The 20658-nt window shown below is 40.3% G+C and carries 15 protein-coding genes; 4 read left to right on the top strand and 11 right to left on the bottom strand.

From position 1 onward, the window contains the following. Window positions 1-427: 427 nt before the first annotated feature. The 5 genes from nagP to secA all read right to left on the bottom strand — a co-directional run bounded on the left by nagP (window position 428) and on the right by secA (window position 9829). Window positions 428-1726 (bottom strand): N-acetylglucosamine MFS transporter NagP, encoded by a 1299-nt coding sequence (nagP, locus tag C2M30_RS21410; protein ID WP_105173245.1) that lies wholly within the window; start codon window positions 1724-1726, stop codon window positions 428-430. Window positions 1727-2038: 312 nt separating this feature from the next. After that, on the bottom strand, window positions 2039-4624 hold the full coding sequence (locus C2M30_RS21405; protein WP_105173244.1) for a family 20 glycosylhydrolase: 2586 nt from the start codon (window positions 4622-4624) through the stop codon (window positions 2039-2041). Between the two features lie 203 nt (window positions 4625-4827). Then, entirely contained in the window at window positions 4828-6516 is a 1689-nt protein-coding gene (gene ggt / locus C2M30_RS21400; RefSeq protein WP_442792819.1) for a gamma-glutamyltransferase, read from the bottom strand. A gap of 143 nt (window positions 6517-6659) precedes the next feature. Then, entirely contained in the window at window positions 6660-7049 is a 390-nt protein-coding gene (gene mutT / locus C2M30_RS21395; protein ID WP_105173243.1) for an 8-oxo-dGTP diphosphatase MutT, read from the bottom strand. A 68-nt stretch (window positions 7050-7117) separates the two neighbouring features. Continuing rightward, a complete protein-coding gene (secA, locus tag C2M30_RS21390; RefSeq protein ID WP_105173242.1) occupies window positions 7118-9829 on the bottom strand; it encodes a preprotein translocase subunit SecA in 2712 nt (903 codons plus the stop codon). Window positions 9830-10177: 348 nt separating this feature from the next. Here secA and C2M30_RS21385 point away from each other — a divergent pair, with 348 nt between their 5' ends. From C2M30_RS21385 to C2M30_RS21375, 3 genes are all read left to right on the top strand, one after another. Continuing rightward, a complete protein-coding gene (locus tag C2M30_RS21385) occupies window positions 10178-10645 on the top strand; it encodes a DciA family protein (protein WP_010561653.1) in 468 nt (155 codons plus the stop codon). Between the two features lie 68 nt (window positions 10646-10713). Next, window positions 10714-11283, top strand: a complete 570-nt coding sequence (locus C2M30_RS21380) for a YceI family protein (protein WP_105173241.1) — start codon at window positions 10714-10716, stop codon at window positions 11281-11283. Between the two features lie 31 nt (window positions 11284-11314). Beyond that, complete coding sequence (locus C2M30_RS21375; protein ID WP_105173240.1) at window positions 11315-11806, top strand: DUF1285 domain-containing protein; 492 nt, start codon at window positions 11315-11317, stop codon at window positions 11804-11806. A gap of 4 nt (window positions 11807-11810) precedes the next feature. Here the strand turns inward: C2M30_RS21375 and hemN are convergent, their stop codons facing one another. From hemN to C2M30_RS21350, 5 genes are all read right to left on the bottom strand, one after another. After that, window positions 11811-13181: an oxygen-independent coproporphyrinogen III oxidase gene (gene hemN / locus C2M30_RS21370; protein ID WP_105173239.1), complete on the bottom strand. Its 1371-nt coding sequence runs from the start codon at window positions 13179-13181 to the stop codon at window positions 11811-11813. A gap of 118 nt (window positions 13182-13299) precedes the next feature. Further along, window positions 13300-13803 (bottom strand): DUF2489 domain-containing protein, encoded by a 504-nt coding sequence (locus C2M30_RS21365; protein WP_010561649.1) that lies wholly within the window; start codon window positions 13801-13803, stop codon window positions 13300-13302. Next, on the bottom strand, window positions 13803-14384 hold the full coding sequence (gene yihI, locus C2M30_RS21360; RefSeq protein ID WP_105173238.1) for a Der GTPase-activating protein YihI: 582 nt from the start codon (window positions 14382-14384) through the stop codon (window positions 13803-13805). Before yihI ends, C2M30_RS21365 begins: the two co-directional genes overlap by 1 nt. A gap of 36 nt (window positions 14385-14420) precedes the next feature. Beyond that, a complete protein-coding gene (locus C2M30_RS21355; protein WP_105173237.1) occupies window positions 14421-15068 on the bottom strand; it encodes a class I SAM-dependent methyltransferase in 648 nt (215 codons plus the stop codon). 578 nt (window positions 15069-15646) lie between these two features. Continuing rightward, window positions 15647-16279, bottom strand: a complete 633-nt coding sequence (locus C2M30_RS21350) for a c-type cytochrome (RefSeq protein WP_054978105.1) — start codon at window positions 16277-16279, stop codon at window positions 15647-15649. Between the two features lie 343 nt (window positions 16280-16622). Here C2M30_RS21350 and yihA point away from each other — a divergent pair, with 343 nt between their 5' ends. Continuing rightward, complete coding sequence (yihA, locus tag C2M30_RS21345; protein WP_105173236.1) at window positions 16623-17270, top strand: ribosome biogenesis GTP-binding protein YihA/YsxC; 648 nt, start codon at window positions 16623-16625, stop codon at window positions 17268-17270. Between the two features lie 282 nt (window positions 17271-17552). Here the strand turns inward: yihA and polA are convergent, their stop codons facing one another. After that, complete coding sequence (polA, locus tag C2M30_RS21340; RefSeq protein ID WP_105173235.1) at window positions 17553-20291, bottom strand: DNA polymerase I; 2739 nt, start codon at window positions 20289-20291, stop codon at window positions 17553-17555. Window positions 20292-20658 lie beyond the last annotated feature (367 nt).

Raw genomic sequence — 20658 nt, 5'->3', positions numbered from 1 at the left:
AATTTTGTTACGCTTTAAAAGCGTATGTTAGAACTTAATCTGTACGAGTGCCCACACAGATGATTGCTTAAATTTTTAAAGAACAGTGCAGCATCTCTTGCTGCGAAGTGGAGCGCTATATTAACCGCTTCACTTTTAAAGTCAACTAGAAAATTAATTATTTTTCAAAGTAACTTTCCGTTTGACTTTCCTCCACTTAACTCAGCATTTGTTGTTGCCGTGCTCCGTGTCGGTGGATGCGCATTATAGGCAGATCGAAAAACAGATCAACCCCTTTTTTATAAAAAAACGATCTTTTTTGATCGTTTGATTATTTAATATTCAAAAGCACTATTTCGTTAACTTAGGAGCTACATTTGCGCATAAAAAAACGCCAAACTTAGGTTTGGCGTTTTACGGGAGTGTAATACTAATTAAAAAGTGGTTATTACCAACTACGCATTTTATGACCTTTTAATGCGTAGAATAGAATGTATAGATAGCTAGGCACCATTAATGCGTATGCACCTTGAGCACCTAAACCCGCTACGTTACCTAAACCGATTAGTAACGGACCTAATGCGCCACCAGCAATACCCATAATAAGTAAACCTGATGCTGTACCTGTTAAACGGCCTAAACCACTTAATGCCAGCGGCCAGATTGCAGGCCACACCATTGCATTAGCAAAACCAAGTAATGCGATACACACTAATGGGTCTGGTAATTCAGGACCACCAAATGGCACAAGTAGCACATTTGAGATAGCGGTAGATTCGTTACTACCAAATACAACAGCGGCAACGGTAATTAAACCTGCGATACCAGACATCACTAATGCATTTTGTTGAGACATGTATTTAGGAATAAGCGCAATACCAATTGCGTAACCCACTAACATGCATGCCATAGTGTACGATGTCATCATTGAATAATCAGCTACGCCAATCGCGAGTGCGTAAGAACCAATGGTATCTGCAGCAATTACTTCTACTGCTACATAAAGTGCAATACCAATTACACCTAATACTAAATGAGGGTGGCTGAGTGCTTCACGCACTTCACCTTTTGCATTTGGATTTTCATCTTCAAATACTAAATCAGGAAGTGGTGAGAATTTTGCGAATGCAGCAAACGCGAAGATTAATCCTGCGATAGCTATATAAGGTGCAACTAAGCTATTTGCCATTGCATCTTTTTGCGCTTGTGAAAGTACTTCCCCTTCACCTGCAACTGCTGCAGCCGTTACCATAGCGAATACAATAGGAACAACAACACCTGCAAACTTATTTAGTAAACCCATGATGCAAACACGCACTGCTGCTGACTTTTCTGAACCCATTTTAACAACATAAGGGTTAACTGCCGTTTGTAATACAGTTTGACCGACACCAATGAGCAATTGAGCAAATAAGAAAATTTCAATCATTTGCAATTTCGCTGCTGGAATATACAACAGCGCAGAACTCGCCATAATCGCACAGCCAATTGCCATGCCATTCTTATAGCCCACTTTCTTAATTAACATTGCCGATGGAATACCCGCAATGGTTACTGCAATATAGAAAGATGAAATAATAAATGAAGCTTGCAGCGGCGACAGCTCAAGCATTTGTTGTAAGAAAGGTGTGATTGCACCGTTTAACCAGGTAATACAACCTAGTATAAAAAACATAGAGCCAGCTAGTACCATTGGTAAAATGATGCTTTGCTGGGAATTTTGTTCGTTTTCCACTGTTGCTTCCATAAACTTCTTCTTGTTGCAGTTAATCTTATGTCATAGCTTTACGCTATGAAAATACCATTTGCGTTAAGTAGCCTCATCTTTCAGACGCACTATATAAATAGTTAACGCAATCAGTTTATTTCTTGGTTTTATTATTAACGCTAATCACTTTGAATACGGCAATTTATGGAAGTTAGCGCTTCCCCTAAGCCACAAAAATGATAGCGCTGTCATTTTACTTTAATTCAATTGAATAAATATTGCCAGTTTGAATTTTGAATTAATTAGAACAAAAAGGGAGCAAATGCTCCCTTTAGTTTTAATAACAATTAGTTAATTAATTGTGGTTATACGACTCTTAACGTGGTCATTTAATGAACTTCTTAACCACACTTGCCTATCACCTACGTTAACTGGTTGTTGGTATGTTTGCCATGATTTGCCTTGGTCAACACTGTATTCAACATTTAAGTAAGCTGTTGCAACACTGGTAGTTAGAGTACCCTTATTGACTTCACCGCCAGGTACATCAAGATTTGCTTTAACACCTGACTTCGCTAGTTTTGCAAGTTCCTTAGTACCTAGTGCAGCAGAGAAAGTCATCCAATCTTTTGCACGCTTTTGTGCATCTGGCTTTTCACCTTCCCATGGCGCTTTATACCATGCGCGTTCAGCTACTGCTAACACGCGTGGGAACAACATAGCCAATATTTGATCTTCAGTACGGATAGTTTCAGACCATACCTGACCTTGCATACCTAAAATGTTTTCAGGCTTTTCAAGCTGAGGTAATGGACGGCCAACTAAGTCTTCTAAGTTTTTGATCACTTCACCAGTGCGGGTAAAGTCAGCATTTGCATATACATTGTCTGGCATATAACCAAATGCTTTTTCATTACTGATAAAGCGCGTTGCCCAATAATAGCCACGCTCTTCTGGGTGTGCTTCATACGGGTGGTCAAAGTAAAGATGCGTACCATGCGATAAAACAACTTGATAGTCATTGTTTGCTAAGCGGTAAGCACGATCTGCTACACCCCACTCCCAAATATTGTCCCAAGCATTGGCTGTAAATACTGGGTTCGGGAATTCTTCACGATTAAATGTATTCACGCGGTCATACATTAAGCCATCTTCCCATGCACCCGGAGCAATACCACGTTTAGCAAGCATTTTTGCTACGCGCTGGGTAAAGTAAGGCTTAAGATCAGCAGGACCTGCAACACCATTACCGGCCGCTTCAAACATTTTTTGACACGCTGGTGAATTAGTCCAAGAACCTGCACCCACTTCATCGCCACCAAAATGAAGATTTTCTAAACGCACACCTGCTTCACGATACATTTGTTGAAGCTCGTACGTCACTTTCTCCATAAAGTTATAACTTGAGTCCATACACGCATTAATAGAATTATCTGTGTAATTCTGAACTGTAATGTACTTTGACTTATCTTCAGGGTCGCTCAGCAAGTATGCTTTCGCACCCGCTTCATCACCTGCTTTCATCAATTTACGGTAACGCGCTTCCATCGCTTTAATCGATGCACGGGCATGACCTGGCGACTCTACCTCAGGAATGATCTTAATATGACGTGCATCTGCAAATTTTAATAATTCAACAAAATCATCTTTCGTAAGATAACCATTACCAGAACCATCTTTATGCGGACCTGTACCTAACTGAGTTAGTAAACAAGAATCTTCAGATAAATCAAAACAACGCACACCACCAATTTCTGCAAGCTCAGGTAACGATGGGATCTCTAAACGCCAACCTTCATCATCAGAAAAGTGCCAATGTAATGTATTGAGCTTATATTTTGCCATTTGCTCAACCAGCTTGAACATTGCATCTTTACCATGAAAGTTACGTGCATTGTCATAATGCATACCGCGGTAACTAAAGCGCGGTGAATCTTTAATTTCTACACGTGGTAATTCAACGCTACCGTTGGCGTCTGCTGGGAAAAGTGCCAATAATGACTGCAAACCATAAAACACACCTGCATTATCACTACCAACAACCGTAATTTTGTTTTTATCAATTGCTAAGTGATAACTTTCGGCGTCACCATTTTGAATTGCATTATCTACTTTTAGAGATAAATGCGGCTTTTTAGCTACAGAGATATGGTCTGCATTCGCTTCTAATTTAAGGCCATATAATTTCGATAAGTCATCAAGCAGTACGTTTACTTCTTGCTTTAAGCTGCCTTGATAGCTAACAACCCAATCTGACGAAAGCGTTACTTCGCCACGAGAGAAGTCAACATCAAGCGGCTTAGGAATAATACGCTTTAAAGCGTCTTCTTGGCTTGGTGTATATTTTTCGTTTTTGATATTAAGTGCATGACGGTTCTGTGCATCAGCAATCACACTTAAATCTTTTGGCGTGTTAAATTTCTTTAATTGGCGCTCTTCAACAATTGGCAGTACAAACTGTTTTAGGTCTTCAGTATCTGTACTCGCAAATACTTCTGCGTCTTTATTATCGAGTGAAATAAACGCACGTGGCATCACATCTGAATAAGACACAATATAAGCTGCTGCTTCATACTCAAGCGCTAATGTTTCACCCACGGCTAAACCGGCAAATGATTTCGTTGGCACTAAACGATGCAAATCACCATTTACATGCTCAATCGCGATACCTTTTACTTCAGGGGTTTTTACTTTACGAATACTGTGAAAATACAGCTGCCAATTACTTTCGCCTTTTGGTAAAGCTACTTTCGAGGTGTTTTTAAGTTGGATTTTTCCAATGTAGCCACCGTCATTATCATGAAAGTTATCAACGACACCAAATTTAAGATCCGCTTGGGCTGCAAATTGTTTAATGTCGGATTGCGATAGCTTGGCATTAGCAAACAGAGGCGTTGCTAATAAAGCTGTAGCAAGTATGGTTTTTCTCAAATGCATAAGACTTCCTTTACTTGTTTATTGTGTGCTTTCTAACATTAGACAGCGAAAGCGTTAATTTTAGTTTTTGTTATTAGGAATCATAATGACTATTTAATGACAGCGCTATCAAAACAGTTTAAAAAAAACCTTAATTTTATCTGAAGTAATTTAAAATCAGGATGTTAGAGGCATCACAAAATACCTCTAACATCTTGAAAATATTAATACCCTGCAGCCATTCCGTCCTTACGTGTTTCCGATGCGCCAACATAAACGCCATTTGAAAGCTGCTTCATAATGGCTTGATAACCACCGTAAGGGCCAACCGCATGCTGAAGAGTGTGTCCTTTTTTCACAAGCTCACGTTTTGTTTTTTCCGAAAACCCTGCTTCCAAGCTGACATAGCCACCGTTTGTCATAACTTCACCTGTTGGCTGTGACGAACCAGTATGTAAAATACGTGGTGCATCTCCCGCTTCTTGTAGGTTCATACCAAAATCAATCATATTAATTAGAATTTGCGCATGCATTTGCGGCTGTGTTGCACCGCCCATCACACCAAAACTGATATACGGTTTGCCATCTTTGGTGACAAAGGCAGGGATAATGGTATGAAAAGGTCGTTTTTTAGGTGCATAAACATTAAAGTGATCATCTTCTAGCGTAAATAGCTCGCCACGGTTTTGTAACACAAACCCTAACTTTTCTGGTGTCATGCCAGAACCCATACCGCGATAGTTACTTTGAATGAGTGATACCATGTTGCCATCTTTATCAGCAGTGGTGAGGTAAATGGTATCGCCTTCAACTGGCCCCGCATCCACTCGCTTACTCGCTTTATTAACATCAATAAGCTTACGACGCTTTGCTGCGTATTCTTTGCTAATCAATTGTTTTACTGGAATGTCATTAAATGATGAGTCAGCGTAGTATTTAGCTCGATCAGCAAAAGCTAATTTTTTAGCCTCCACAAAAGTGTGAACATACTCAGGGCTATCAAAACCCATACTTGCAATGTCATAGTCTTCAAGAATATTTAAAATTTGCAGTGCAGCAATACCTTGGCCATTGGGTGGCAGCTCCCACAAATCATAACCACGATAGTTAGTACTTACTGGTTCTACCCAGTTACTTTTATGCGATGCTAAATCGTCGTAACTCAAATAACCACCATTAGCTTTCATATAACGGTCGATTTCTTTTGCAATATCACCTTTATAAAATGCATCGCGACCACCTTTCGCAATTTTGCGGTAAGTTTGTGCCAGTGCAGGGTTCTTAAAAATTTCACCTTTTTTCGGCATACGGCCATTTGGCATAAAGACTTCTTTAAAGCCCGGGTACTTTCCACGTACAGTCACACTTTTATCAAGGTAATAAGCAATTAGTTCTGATACTGGAAAACCATTTTCAGCATAGTGAATTGCAGGGGCTAATAACTCAGCCATTGGCAATTTGCCAAATTTGTCGTGCAATTCAAACCAACCGTCAACCGCACCAGGCACTGAAACCGGCAAAGGGCCATAACTTGGGATTTTGCCGCCTTGTGCTTTTAATGTATCTAGCGTTAACGTTGCCGGCGAACGTCCAGATGCATTAAGTCCGTGCAGCTTTTGCTCTTTTTGTTGCCACACAATGGCATATAAATCACCACCAATACCGCAACCTGTTGGCTCAACTAATCCCAATACTGCATTTGCAGCAATTGCAGCATCCACAGCACTGCCACCTTTTTTTAAAATATCGAGTGCAACTTGCGTTGCTAACGGTTGTGACGTTGCAGCCATGCCATTTTCAGCAAATACTTCTGAGCGACTGGCAAACATTTCACCTGTAATACGGTCGTAAGCGCTGGCGATAGATGGAATTGCCAAACTGATAATCAGTAGAGAGGGTTTAAGCCATTTCATTATTATTATCCTGTTGTTCTGGTTATAGCTAACATAGCGCTTTTTCTGAACAGGAAACAATAATTCGAGGTAAATAGAGAAGATCTGTAGATAAAATGCAGGTTAGTAGCAAAGCCGTATATGCTCTGCTACTAACTTGGGAACTAATTTGCTTGCAGCTTTTCGATTATCACAACATTAGCTGCTGGGAATTCATAATTATTTAAATCACTAATAGCCACCCATTTGTGATCTTGCCCTTCAAGGTGCCTCGCTTCCCCATCAAACTCTTCTACTAAGTGAATATCAAGGTGCACTGATTTATCTGGGTAGTCGTGGTGAATTTCTAAAAAGGGTGTTGATGATTTTACGTCAATGCCGATTTCTTCGTTTAATTCTCTTGCCAGTGCTTGCGTTACTGTTTCACCCTCTTCTACTTTACCACCTGGGAATTCCCATTTTCCGCCTTGATGTTGTTCATCGTGACGCTTTGCAATAAATATTAAGTTAGCTTTTTTGATTACACCAACTGCAACATGTACTTGTTTTTTCATTTTTCACTCACTTTAATCATAAAAAAAGCGACATCTAAGTGTCGCTTTTTTAACAGAGTCTGGCTTTATTAGCTTAATTTACCGTGACACTGTTTGTATTTTTTACCTGAGCCACATGGACATGGTTCGTTACGGCCAACTTTTGCATCATTGCGTACAGTTACCGCTGCACCTTCAGGTGTTTCACCACCTACGTGCTCAGCTTCTTCGTGTTGATATTGCTTTGGCGTATTTTCTGCTTGCTGACGACGGCGCTCTTCTACCGCTTCAACATCTTCTTCAGCACGTACTTGTACTTTTGCAAGAATACTAACCACTTCCACTTTCAGTGCTTCTAACATGTCAGAGAACAACTCGAATGATTCACGCTTGTACTCTTGCTTTGGATTCTTCTGTGCATAACCACGCAGACCGATACCTTGACGTAAGTGATCCATTGCAGCAAGGTGATCTTTCCAATGTTGGTCAAGCGTTTGTAACATAATTGCTTTTTCGAAGTGGCGTAGTACATCTGCACCCACTTGATCTTCTTTATGTTTGTAAGCCGCTGTAACACCTTCTTCGATACGCTCACGAAGTTTTTCTTCGTAAAGTTTATTGTCTTCATCAAGCCACTGTTGAATCGGCATTTCAACTAAGAAATCGGCACGTAAGCGATCTTCTAAGCCTGCAATATCCCACATATCAGCAAGTGATTGTGGTGGAATGTACTGATCGATAATACCGTTTAATACATCCGAGCGAATTGCTGTGATTGTTTCTGAAATATCGCCTTCTTCAAGCAGTTCGTTACGCTGAGTGTAAACAACACGACGTTGATCATTTGCTACATCGTCGTACTCAAGTAGTTGCTTACGAATATCAAAGTTACGTGCTTCAACTTTACGCTGTGCATTTTCAATTGCACGGTTTACCCACGGGTGCTCAATTGCTTCACCACGTTGCATACCGAGTTTACGCATCATGTTCATCATGCGTTCGCCAGCGAAAATACGCATAAGCGCATCTTCCATTGATAGGTAGAAACGGCTCGAACCCGCATCACCTTGACGACCAGAACGACCACGTAACTGGTTATCAATACGACGTGATTCATGACGCTCAGTGGCAATAATGTGTAAACCACCTGCTTCTAGTACTGCATCATGACGTTTTTGCCATTCTTCTTTAATCTTTGCAATTTGCTCATCAGATGGGTTTTCAAGTTGTTCAACTTCCAACTTCCAGTTACCACCTAACACGATATCGGTACCACGACCCGCCATGTTAGTAGCAATGGTTACTGCGCCTGCAAGACCAGCATTGGCAACAATTTCAGCTTCTTGTTGGTGGAACTTTGCATTAAGTACATTGGGCTTAATTTTCTCTTTGCGTAAAAACTGCGATAAGTACTCAGAGCTTTCGATTGAAATAGTACCCACAAGCACAGGCTGACCACGCTCTTGGCAGTCGCGAATGTCCGCTAAAATTGCTTCGTACTTTTCTTCTTGTGTTAAATAAACTAAATCCGCACGATCATCACGTACCATCGGCTTGTTAGTTGGAATAACAACGGTTTCTAAACCGTAAATTGACTGGAACTCAAATGCTTCTGTATCGGCTGTACCTGTCATACCAGCAAGTACATCGTATAAACGGAAGTAATTCTGGAACGTGATTGATGCCAGTGTTTGGTTCTCATTTTGAATGCTTACACCTTCTTTTGCTTCAACAGCTTGGTGTAAACCTTCAGACCAACGACGTCCTTCCATGGTACGGCCTGTGTGCTCATCAACAATGATTACATCGCCATCTTTTACTACGTAATCAACATCTTTTTGATAAAGCTTGTGCGCGCGAAGTGCTGCATATACGTGGCTTAATAATGTGATGTTATTAGCAGAATAAAGCGAATCACCTTCATCAATTAAACCTAGCTCGGTAAGTAGTTCTTCAACACGTATTTGGCCACGCTCTGTAAGGTGTACTTGTTTCGCTTTTTCATCAATAGTGAAATCGCCATCACCTTCAACGCCTTCTTCATCTTCTTTTTCCTGCTGCTCTAGGCTTGGAACTAGCTTATCAATTTGTTGATAAAGTTCAGAACTATCTTCCGCAGGACCAGAAATAATCAGTGGCGTACGCGCTTCATCGATTAAGATTGAGTCAACCTCATCCACTACGGCGTAGTATAAAGGACGTTGTACACGCTCATCTGGTGTAAACGCCATATTGTCACGTAAGTAGTCAAAACCAAATTCGTTGTTTGTACCGTAAGTAATGTCAGCAGCATAAGCTACTTTCTTTTGCTGCGGCATCATGCCCGGTACGTTGCAACCAACAGTCAGACCTAAGAATTCAAAAAGTGCGCGGTTTGTTTCCGCATCACGTTTTGCAAGGTAGTCATTCACCGTAATAACGTGAACGCCTTTGCCTGTTAAACCATGTAAGTATGCTGGTAAAGTTGCTGTAAGGGTTTTACCTTCACCAGTACGCATTTCAGAGATTTTACCTTGGTGTAAAACCATACCACCAATCAGCTGTACATCGAAATGGCGCATACCATAAACACGCTTTGATGCCTCACGTACAACTGCAAATGCTTCAGCTAGAAATGAATCTAAGGTTTCACCATTATCATAACGCTTACGAAACTCAGCTGTTTTCGCTTTTAGTTCTTCATCCGACAGCCCTTCGTATTGCTGTTCTAATCCATTAATTTGCGCGACCGTTTTTCGTAAGTTTTTAATTATTCGATCATTGCGACTACCAAATATCTTGGTAAGTAAGTTAGCTATCATGATAAAACCGTTACAACCTTAGTTTAGTGACAAAACCCATGCCACTTTTCAAATTAATTGTGCGTACAGTATCAGCAGAGCACCGATATTGCTAGTTAACCCGACCAAACCTGGCTCGTTAACAATAGTGAAATTGCATTATTTGAGATAACTAGCAATATAGCCTTGTGTGATACAACTATATTTTTCTATATATTGAGACAAAACTGCCAAATTCAAGGGCGATATTTTATTCGTTTAATCACAGTGAGCCAAGTTTAATTTGCCCTTTGTTCTGCTTTATTTACAGCTTTTTACTTGCTGTAACTATTCTTGCCCAATACAATAATAAAAAAGAGGTATCTAACCATGGCTAAAAACAGGTTTGCACCTAAACCGCTAGGGGATGTACTGACTAACCTTCCTAATCGGCTGCAGCAGTTTTCAAATAAGAATCAAGAAAACAAGCAATTACAAAATTTGCTTGAACAAATACTTGATCAAAATATGCTACAAAAGTGCACCATAGCAAACTATCAAGATGGCACCTTAGTGTTAAACGCCCAATCTGCAGCAGTTGCGATGCGCCTAAACTATATGAAAATGAGCTTACTCAGTGACTTTAGACGCCTTGGTCTGCCTGAGTTGTGTCAGATTAAAATTCAAACATCGCCACGCAGCGCAAAAAGCCTACAAGCAAACCAGCAACAGCAGCAAAGCCAAGAAAAGAAACGTCTAACAAAAAGTGCACAGCAATCGCTGCTTGAAGTTGCTCAGCACGCACCGGATTCTCTTAGGCTAAAACTCGAAAAACTCGCTAAGCTCGCAGATAGGTAATGGAATTTAGCGATAGTTAAGTTACTATAGAATCGCAATTATTTTTATTACTAACCTAGGTATGCGTTATGCTTAAATCACTTTTTTCAATCGCTTTACTGGCTACAAGCTTTAGTTCGCTTGCAGCGTGGCAACTACAAAACGACGGTTCTAAACTCAGTTTTGTCTCGGTAAAAAAAGACACAATCGGTGAAGTACACCACTTTAAAACATTATCTGGCACGATTGCTGACGACGGTAAATTATCTCTAGAAATTGACCTAACGTCTGTTGAAACTAACATCCCTATTCGCAATGAACGTATGCAAAGCATGCTATTCAATACTAAAGCATTTCCAAAACTAACGTTAAGCGCCGATGTGAGCAAAGAACTTGCCGCAATGAAAAACGCACCGACACATGTATTTTCAGTACCTGCTACGTTGTCGCTAAATGGCATTGAAAAAACGCTTTCAATCGAAGTATTTGTTGCCCGTACTAGCCAAGATGATTTACTTGTCAGCGCAATGACACCTGTTGTAATTAATGCCAGCGACTTTAATCTAGACACAGGCGTAGCAGCGCTGCAAAAAGTAGCAGGCCTACCCAATATCGCGCGCGCTGTTCCTGTGACTTTCGTATTGCATTTCGCTAAGTAATTTTTGCGGCAAACACAGGTCTTGTTCAAAAATGAACCTTGCAGAATTAACACAACAAATTGAAACCAGTATTGCGCCATTTGAAACATGGCAGCCAGAAAGTTGTGGCGATATTGATATCACTATCAAACGCAATGGCGATTGGTATTTCCAAGCAAGCAAAATCAATCGCATTAATTTGGTAAAACTGTTTGCAAAAGTACTAACCAAAGAGCAAGGCCACTACTATTTAAAAACACCCGTTGAGAAAATGCGCATTCAGGTAGAAGATGCGCCTTTTCTAATTACGCATTGGTATCAAAAAGACGGCTTTATTGTTTGCTGCGATAACCTAGCAAGAGAGTATGTACTTGGTGAAAATCACACCTTAGAGATAAATGCTGACGTGCCTTATCTGCATTTACATCATGGTGTAATGGCGAAAGTGTCACGAAACGTATTTTATCAATGGGCTGAAATCTCAGAGCAAAAAAAAGGCCGCTTTGCTATTTGCTCTGGCGGCCAAGACTTCTATATTGGTTAAACTTTTAAATCACTCGCGAGAAGCGTGTTAGCTTTGCTTGTTGTTTTAAGTACGCATCAAAGGTCATACAAATATTACGAATAAACAAACGCCCTTTATTTTCAACCACAAGCTGTTCATCGTTTAATGAGATCATGCCATCTTCGGCAAAACACGAAAGCCCTGATAATTCTTCAGCAAAATAATCTGCAAAATTAATCGAAAACTTACGCTCAACATCTGCGAAATTTAACTTAAAGTGACAAATAATTTCTTTAATCACAAATGCGCGAATTTTATCATCTGTGGTTAACGTTAGGCCTTTAACAACAGGTACGCCCGCCGTTTCAACGGTTTGATAATAATCTTTCAAATCTTTCGGGTTTTGGAAAATGCTATCGCCTACTTGCGAAATCGAGGATGCACCTAAACCCAATAAGTCACACTCACCGTGTGTAGTGTAGCCTTGGAAGTTACGATGCAATTTACCTTGTTGCTGCGCAATCGCCAACGAATCAGTGCTTTTGGCAAAATGATCCATGCCGATATTAACGTATCCAGCCTCAACCATTTGCGCCAAGGTGTTTTTAAACATTGTTAGCTTATGCTCTGGGCTAGGTAATTGCTCATCTTTAATTTTGCGCTGTGCAGCAAAACGATCAGGTAAATGGGCATAGTTAAATACCGAAACACGATCAGGCGACAGGGTTATTAAACGCGCCATGCTTTCTTGGAAGCTTTCTGGCGTTTGCAATGGTAAGCCGTAAATCATATCGGCATTCACTGAAGAAAAACCGAGTGCGCGCGCTTCAGTAACTAAGTTTGCAACGTTATCAGCACATTGTTCACGGTTTACAGCCTTTTGCACATCATCATTAAAATCTTGAATACCAAAAGACACACGATTAAAACCAAGCGAGCGTAAATGACTAAGCATATCTTCAGGTAAAGAGCGTGGGTCAATTTCAATTCCGGCTTGCACTTTATCTGAAAAGTTAAAATACGTTTTAACAATCGCCATTAAACGGCTCATTTGTTCTTTTGTTAAAAACGTGGGTGTACCACCACCTAAATGTAACTGCTCGATTTTGTAATCTTTATAAAGAGTTGCTTGTGCTTTTGCTTCTTGCTCTAAAAAGTCTAAATACACATCTGCTTTATGTTGGTGGCGAGTAATTATTTTATTACAGCCGCAGTAATAGCATAGCTGGTGACAAAACGGTATATGAATATACAGCGACAAGCGCGTATTATCGCTTTTGGCGATCGCCTGTGTTACCGAATCAACAGAAAAGCCAGGCTCAAACGACAACGCCGTTGGATACGAAGTATAACGAGGACCTGACACATTGTATTTTTTTATAAGGGTGTTATCCCATTCAACGAAATTTTGCACGACTGAAACCTAACAATATTAAGGTTAAGCAAGTGTACAAAAGGAACGAGAAATCGGCTTTGATCCAAAACAATAAAGCCAGCGAGTGCTGGCTTTATTTACAGATTAGATAAGGTGACTAATTAGCGAATACGTGTTTGGTATTCGGATCAGCTGGGAAGTAAGCTTCTAGCTTAGCTGCTTCGGCCAAAATGCCTTCTTCAAGCTCTTTTTCAGCACGCCAACGCTTGCTATCCATTTGGAAGACTTCTTTCTTACTGTATTTCTTACGCGCATCGTGGGTCGGCATTTCCTTTACCACATCATACATTTTGAAAACGTGCTGGTATTCCGTTTCAAGATCCACTGTTTCGGAGAATTGATACTGCGACATCAACACCCAAATACGTAAACATCCTTCTGAATACTCACACTGCTTCTCTTTCATCGCGCGTGCAATCAAGTTAATGCTGTCGGCAATTTTTGCATTGCGTTCAGCCGCTTTAACTTTTAACTTTTCAATTTGCGCTTGTTGCTTTTCTTTTTGCACTTTCAGTTGGAATAACAACTTACCAGCGTAAAAAGCTAACCCTGCAACAATAGCAGCGGCAATAATAATGGCGATAACCCAAATAGCATTCACTACTTAAGCTCCTCCTCGTCATCATCACTTAACCATTCATCGGCAAGATCGTTCGACATAAATTGGTCAAGCATGTCTTCATCGTCAAACTCATCTTCACCCTCAATGCCTAACAAATCGCAAAGAGCTTGGTGACGCTCTACCTTTGCGTTTAAGTATTTAATGTCTTTTCCTACTAACACTTCACCTGCATTTTGACGCTCAAGTAACGACATTAGCTTTTGATCGTTTTCAATTTGCTCAAGCTCTTGCTCTGGTGTTAGTTCAGGCTCACCTACTTTACGTAACTCTACTTGCGGCTGTAGATGACGCTTAAACTCTGGCTGTTGCTGAGTAACCTCTGCTTCAGGCACAAGACTAATAGGCTTTTTACTGCCTAAACGGCTGTCTTTGCGTTGCTTACCCGCTCCTTGCTGCTCATTTAAAGCATCTTGTGCGTTGCGCGTACCCGCTTTATTACCAGTACGCTTTTTAACACGCTGCTCTTTCAAAGCGCGTAGTTCGGCAAGTTTCTCTTTGCTAAGGCGGAAGCTTCCATTGCCACCGGTACCGATTTTGCGTGACTTTTTCTTTCTGGTCATAATTAAATCTAAAATTTTTACAAAACTAAGCTTATTTTACACTATTGCTGACTGTTTAAATAGCATCACGTCATCACCATGATATGTCAGTGACAAGCCATGGTGCTGTGCTAAATAATCAAACGTGGCCCGCGAAAAAAAATTGATATGCGTAATATCATTTTTGTAATGCCAATTTTTAAATCGGGCTTGGTCGATGACGAGCTTTGTCATCACAACTAATACGCCATTTGGCTTTAGTAAGTTCAGTAGTTGCGCCCACACTTCGTTTGGATTGGCTAAATGTTCAATTACCTCAGTACAGGTTACAAAGTCGTACTGACGATTTAACGCCTCAGTGTTTGGATAATAGAAGATATCGTAAAGCGCTGTAGCATGACCTTTCTCTGTGAGCATTTTGGCAAGTGCAGGGCCCGGTCCACAACCAAAATCGAGACCCAGGCTCGCTTCTGCCAATTCTGGCAGCAAAGGCGTTAAAGCGCGGCTCAGGAATTTCTGATAGCCCGCGTCATTTACATCATTTTCATGACTATCGTAGATTTGTTTTTCTTGTTCGAGTGAAATTAACTGGCTGCGCGCAACAAATACTAACTGACATAACTCACATTGATAGTAAGCTCTGCGTTTGTCTTCGCTATAAAAGGTGCTTTTAGAATGCAGACATAATGGACAAGGTTCAGACATGGTTTAAACGTGAAATTTATTTGTCGTAATCATAGCAATTTTATTGCGACAAATAAAAAAGCGACAGAGAATCTCTGCCGCTTACTAATCTGAGTGTCTTATGACACTTCTCCCTTCGACTGTTTTAACCAACGAGTCTAATTTTATTATTATTTTACTATCCGTATTTTTATTATTTTCATCCGTGCTTTTTTTATTTTCGGTCTTCCTGACGCTTTCTTAGCAGTCCATTAATGTAACCTATGGTTACTTTCCCCTACGCACATAATTGTCGCTGCACTTCCGTATTTTACTGCTTTCCCTGTTATTTTTTTGTCCCTTGCGACAGGTGAATAATTTACTTGTTAATAAATTTGTTACAACTAATTTAACTAAAATAAATAAAAAAAGATTTCTTTAAAAATCGTGTTAACAATAAAAAACAGACACTTAAGCCATAGCTAGTGACAAAATAGCGAATTAACTTACAGTTAACATTAGTCATTATCTCACTATGATTGTGAGAAATATCTTACAGACTAAGGTATAAAAAAAGCAGCTTGCGCTGCTTTTTTCATCACTTATAGGAATAAGTGTTATTAATGAAGACCTGAAACGTACTTAGAAAGTAGTTCAATGTCCTTATCTGTTAGTTTTGTCGCTAAATCGCGCATCATACCATTTAGGTCATTATTGCGATCACCTGAGCGGAATTTCTCAAGTTGCGCTTTTACATAATCAGCATTTTGGAATGATACTTTCGGGAAGCCCGCTAATGATGTACCGTTACCACGAGGACCGTGACATGCTGCACATGCCGGAATACCACGTTCCGCATCACCTGCTTTGTATAGTTTACCACCTAGCTCAACCACTTCTTCTGGTGTGCTACCTGGTTCCATATTAAGACTTGAAAAGTAAGCCGCGATATCGCGCATATCTTGCTCTGATAGTGGCATAGCCATACCACTCATTACAGGGTCCATACGACCTTCTGCACCGCCTGATGTCATACCTAATTTAAACTCTTTTAATTGCTTAAATAAGTATTGAGCGTGCTGACCTGCAAGTTTAGGGTGATTAGGAAGAGGTTTGTTTCCATCTACACCGTGACAAGCAACACATGTCGCAGCTTTTGTTTTACCAGCTTCTATATCGCCCTCAAAAGCAGCAGCTTGATTGACGCTGAACGCACCAGCAACCATCATTAAAGATAAAGCTATTTTTTTCATGCTATTTCTCTGTTTCGACCCTGTTAAAACCTGACAAGCAGGAATGAATACCAGCTAAAGTAGCCATATTCTACACGATTAAATTTTATCTGACACCTCTTGTGCCTTGATAAAACATATAAAATATAGGGGTTTTTACTAAAAAACTCCGTAAAGGCGCATTTCTTTGATCTTTCTCAAGGTTAATTTGGCCCATTAAAAAAGACAAAGCATTACTTATTTGGCTATTGTTAGTATAAAATACGCGCCCAGAAATAAAAGATATGTTAAAGGCAGTGTAGCAAAAATCTCTGAAAATAGGGATTCGCCTTTAATCTTAAGAAAGCGTTTTAAGGAGCTAACCTTGCTAAAGTCACGGGTTCAATATTCAAAAGCGAGCTTTATTACAAGTGCACCAGACATCACTAAACTGCCTGCTGATTCGGGTGTTGAAGTTGCGTTTGCAGGTCGTTCTAATGCGGGTAAATCAAGTGCGCTAAACACATTAACCGATCAAAAACTTGCGCGCACAAGTAAAACACCAGGTCGTACGCAGCTAATCAACACCTTCTCGCTGGGTGAAGATATGCGCATCATCGACTTACCAGGTTATGGTTTTGCCAAAGTACCACTTGAAATGAAAAAGAAGTGGCAGAAATCACTAGGTGAATACCTGCAAAAGCGTGAAAGTTTAAAAGGCATTGTGGTCTTAATGGATATTCGTCATCCATTAAAAGAGCTTGATATGGACCTTATTAACTGGGCCGTTGAAAGTGATTTAGAAATTCTTGCGCTACTTACGAAAGCCGACAAACTGAAACAAGGCAAGCGTAAAAGTGAAGTGCTAAAAGTTCGCCGTGAGTTAAAAGAACTCAGTGACAAAATTACTGTTCACGCGTTTTCATCGTTAAAAGGCATTGGTTTACCAGAATTGGCAAAAACACTGGATGTTTGGTACTTAGGTGAAATTGACGCGGTAGCGCCAGAACAAGAGTCAGACGAGCCAGAATAAAACGTTTGAGAAAAAACCGGTTGGTAAAAACCAACCGGGTATAGCAATCTGGGGAGAAGCTATTAAAACGCTGTACCCCGTAAGAGATACATCATCAACAGGATGTCCTTATAGGACGGCGCGCACTTTAACAAAGCAGATTTGCAAAATAAAGTTATATCGCGACAAATTGCAAAGAAATGTAACAATCTGCGCTAAAATTCAGCAAACTTAAATTTAATATAAAAAAATAGCCAACATTAATTATTGGCTATTTAAAATTGTTGTTAATTTACGCGCTAATTAGTGAGCCTGCTCCCAGTTGTCACCTGAATCAGCTTCCACTAACAATGGCACGTCCAACTGAGCTGCTTCACTCATCAATGAACAAATTTTATCGCTAAATTCGTCCACTTTATCTGCGTTAATTTCAAACACTAGTTCATCGTGAACTTGCATGATCATTTCAATATCATCTGACGATTGCGTTTTCAGCCAACCAGCTACATTGATCATTGCGCGCTTAATGATATCGGCAGCAGTGCCCTGCATTGGCGCGTTAATTGCTGCTCGTTCAGCTGCTTTACGACGCGCACCATTACGCGCTTTAATATCTGGCAAATATAAACGACGACCAAATAAGGTACTAACGTAACCTTTCTCAGCGGCATCTTCACGCGTGCGTTCCATATACTCAAGTACACCTGGGAAGCGTTCGAAATAGGTATCCATATAATGTTGTGCTTCATTACGCGGGATATCTAATTGTCGTGACAAGCCAAAGGCACTCATGCCGTAAATTAAACCGAAGTTTACAGCCTTAGCTTTACGACGCATATCAGATGTAACGGTTTCAAGTGGTACACCAAATACTTCCGCAGCCGTTGCGCTGTGAACATCTTTACCTTCAGCAAACGCACTTAATAGGCCGTTATCTTGCGATAAATGCGCCATAATACGCAATTCAATTTGACTGTAGTCAGCCGCCATTATTAATTTGCCGGGAGCCGCAACAAAAGCCTGACGAATTCGGCGACCTGCTTCATTACGAATTGGAATATTCTGTAAGTTAGGATCGCTTGAACTTAAGCGACCTGTTGCGGTAACCGCTTGATGATACGAAGTATGCACACGCTGCGTTACTTCATCTATCATTTTAGGTAATTTATCAGTATACGTTGATTTGAGCTTGGCTAAACCACGGTGCTCAATAATCAATTTAGGCAATGGATAATCGTGAGCAAGTTCTTGCAGCACTTCTTCCGCTGTCGACGGCGCACCTTTTGGTGTTTTCTTTAATACTGGTAAGCCAAGTTTTTCAAACAGAATACCTTGTAATTGCTTGGTTGAGCTTAGGTTAAACTCCTCTTCTGCAATCTCATACGCTTCTTTTTCTAGCTCTTCAAGACGCGCTGCAATTTCAACACTTTGCTGTGCCAACATTTGGCTATCAATATGAACACCTGTACGTTCCATATCTGATAACACATTTACCAACGGCAATTCGATTGAATTGAAAACATCAACTAGCTCAGGCTCTTTTTCTAACATTGGCCAAAGCGTATTATGCAATCGCAAGGTTATGTCGGCATCTTCCGCCGCATAAGGTGCCGCTTTTTCTAGCTCAATTTGATTGAAGGTTAGCTGCGCTTTGCCTTTACCTGCAATTTCTTCAAAACTAATGTTTTTATGGCCGAGATATTTTAGCGCAAGTGAGTCCATATCATGACGAGTACCAACACTATTGAGTACGTAAGACTCAAGCATGGTATCAAAACGAATACCATTAAGTTCAATACCCGCTCGCGCGAGTACGCTCTTATCGTATTTAAGGTTTTGCCCTACTTTTGCTTTATTTTCATCAGCTAAAATTGGCGCAAGTTTAGCAAATACGAGCTCGTGACTTAGTTGTGCTGGCGCACCTAAATAATCATGTTTAAGCGGCAAATAAGCTGCTTCCGCTTCTGTTACCGCAAAGCTCATACCGACTAGATCAGCTTGCATGTAATCAAGACTGGTGGTTTCAGTATCAAATGCGAAAAGATCTGCCGCTTGTAATTTAGCAACCCAACTATCTAACTGTGCTTCAGTTAATATAGTTTCGTAATTTGTTTCAACAGGTTTAGTAGCCACTTCAACTTCCGCAGCAGGTGCGGTGTCACCATCAAGTAATTCACTTAACCAACGCTTAAATTCACACTCGCCATAAAGCTTGATCAATTCATCAGTATTTGGCGCCGCAACTTCGAAAGAATCCAAGTTTTGCTCAACTTCTACATCCAACTTAATCGTTGCAAGCTCATAAGAAAGCTGAAGCTGTTCTTTATTATCTTCTAGTTTCTTCGACATGGTTTTTGAACCACGGAAACCAAGATCTGCGATTTTGTCTAAGTTATCGTAAAGTGAATCAATAGAGCCGAGTCCTTGCAGCATTGCAAGAGCCGTTTTTTCGCCCACACCTGGTACACCTGGAATGTTATCGACTTTATCGCCCATTAGTGCGAGATAGTCGATGATTAACTCAGGACCAATACCAAATTTATCAACAACTCCAGCAGGGTCCATAATCGTATTAGTCATGGTGTTGATAAGTGTTACATGCTCATCAACTAACTGCGCCATATCTTTATCGCCTGTACTAATAAGTACATGACGTTTTTGTTCTGACGCGCGTTTCGCTAATGTGCCAATTACATCATCGGCTTCAACACCCGGAATACTAATAAGCGGTAAACCCATTGCCTTAATTATATTGTGAATAGGCTCAATTTGAGTGCGCAGATCATCAGGCATCGGTGGGCGGTTTGCCTTGTATTCAGAATACATATCATTGCGAAAAGTTGGACCTTTGGCGTCAAAGATCACCACCATATGACTTGGCGAATACTGCTTAACTAAACTCTTAAGCATATTAATTACACCATAGATAGCACCGGTAGCCTCACCTTTTGAGTTAGTTAGATGTGGTGGAGCATGGTAAGCACGGAATAAGTATGATGAACCATCAACCAAGATTAACGGATTTTCAGGGATCTGAGCCATTAGCACTCGCCTTAAAACGATTAAACATAAATTGCCGATAGCATGCCATATCCCCGATAAGAAAACGAGAATTCAGCTCTATAAACAACAGAAATAATCAGTGCGGTGCAAGCAGTAAACGAATTGTTGAAATATTCTTCAGGTCAATTGGTTGTAACCTGTGGATAAGTTTGTTAGTAAAGATGTAACAGAGCCTTCCCCGAATTTGAAAAAACAAATGGAGAATCTAAATTTTTGCTTAATATACAATGAGTTAACAAGGCTAATTTACTAGCGTATTGTTATTATTATTAATTTTCCAAGATGTGGAAACTGCTAAACTTTTTATCCTTAAAGCTTGGCAAGGAACATCCTAATCTTTAGCAGG

This window comes from Pseudoalteromonas sp. T1lg24 (assembly GCF_002964745.1).
GTDB classification, from domain to species: domain Bacteria; phylum Pseudomonadota; class Gammaproteobacteria; order Enterobacterales; family Alteromonadaceae; genus Pseudoalteromonas; species Pseudoalteromonas spongiae.
Note: the sequence above shows the minus strand (reverse complement) of the source record. Positions and strands in the feature narration are given on the sequence as shown.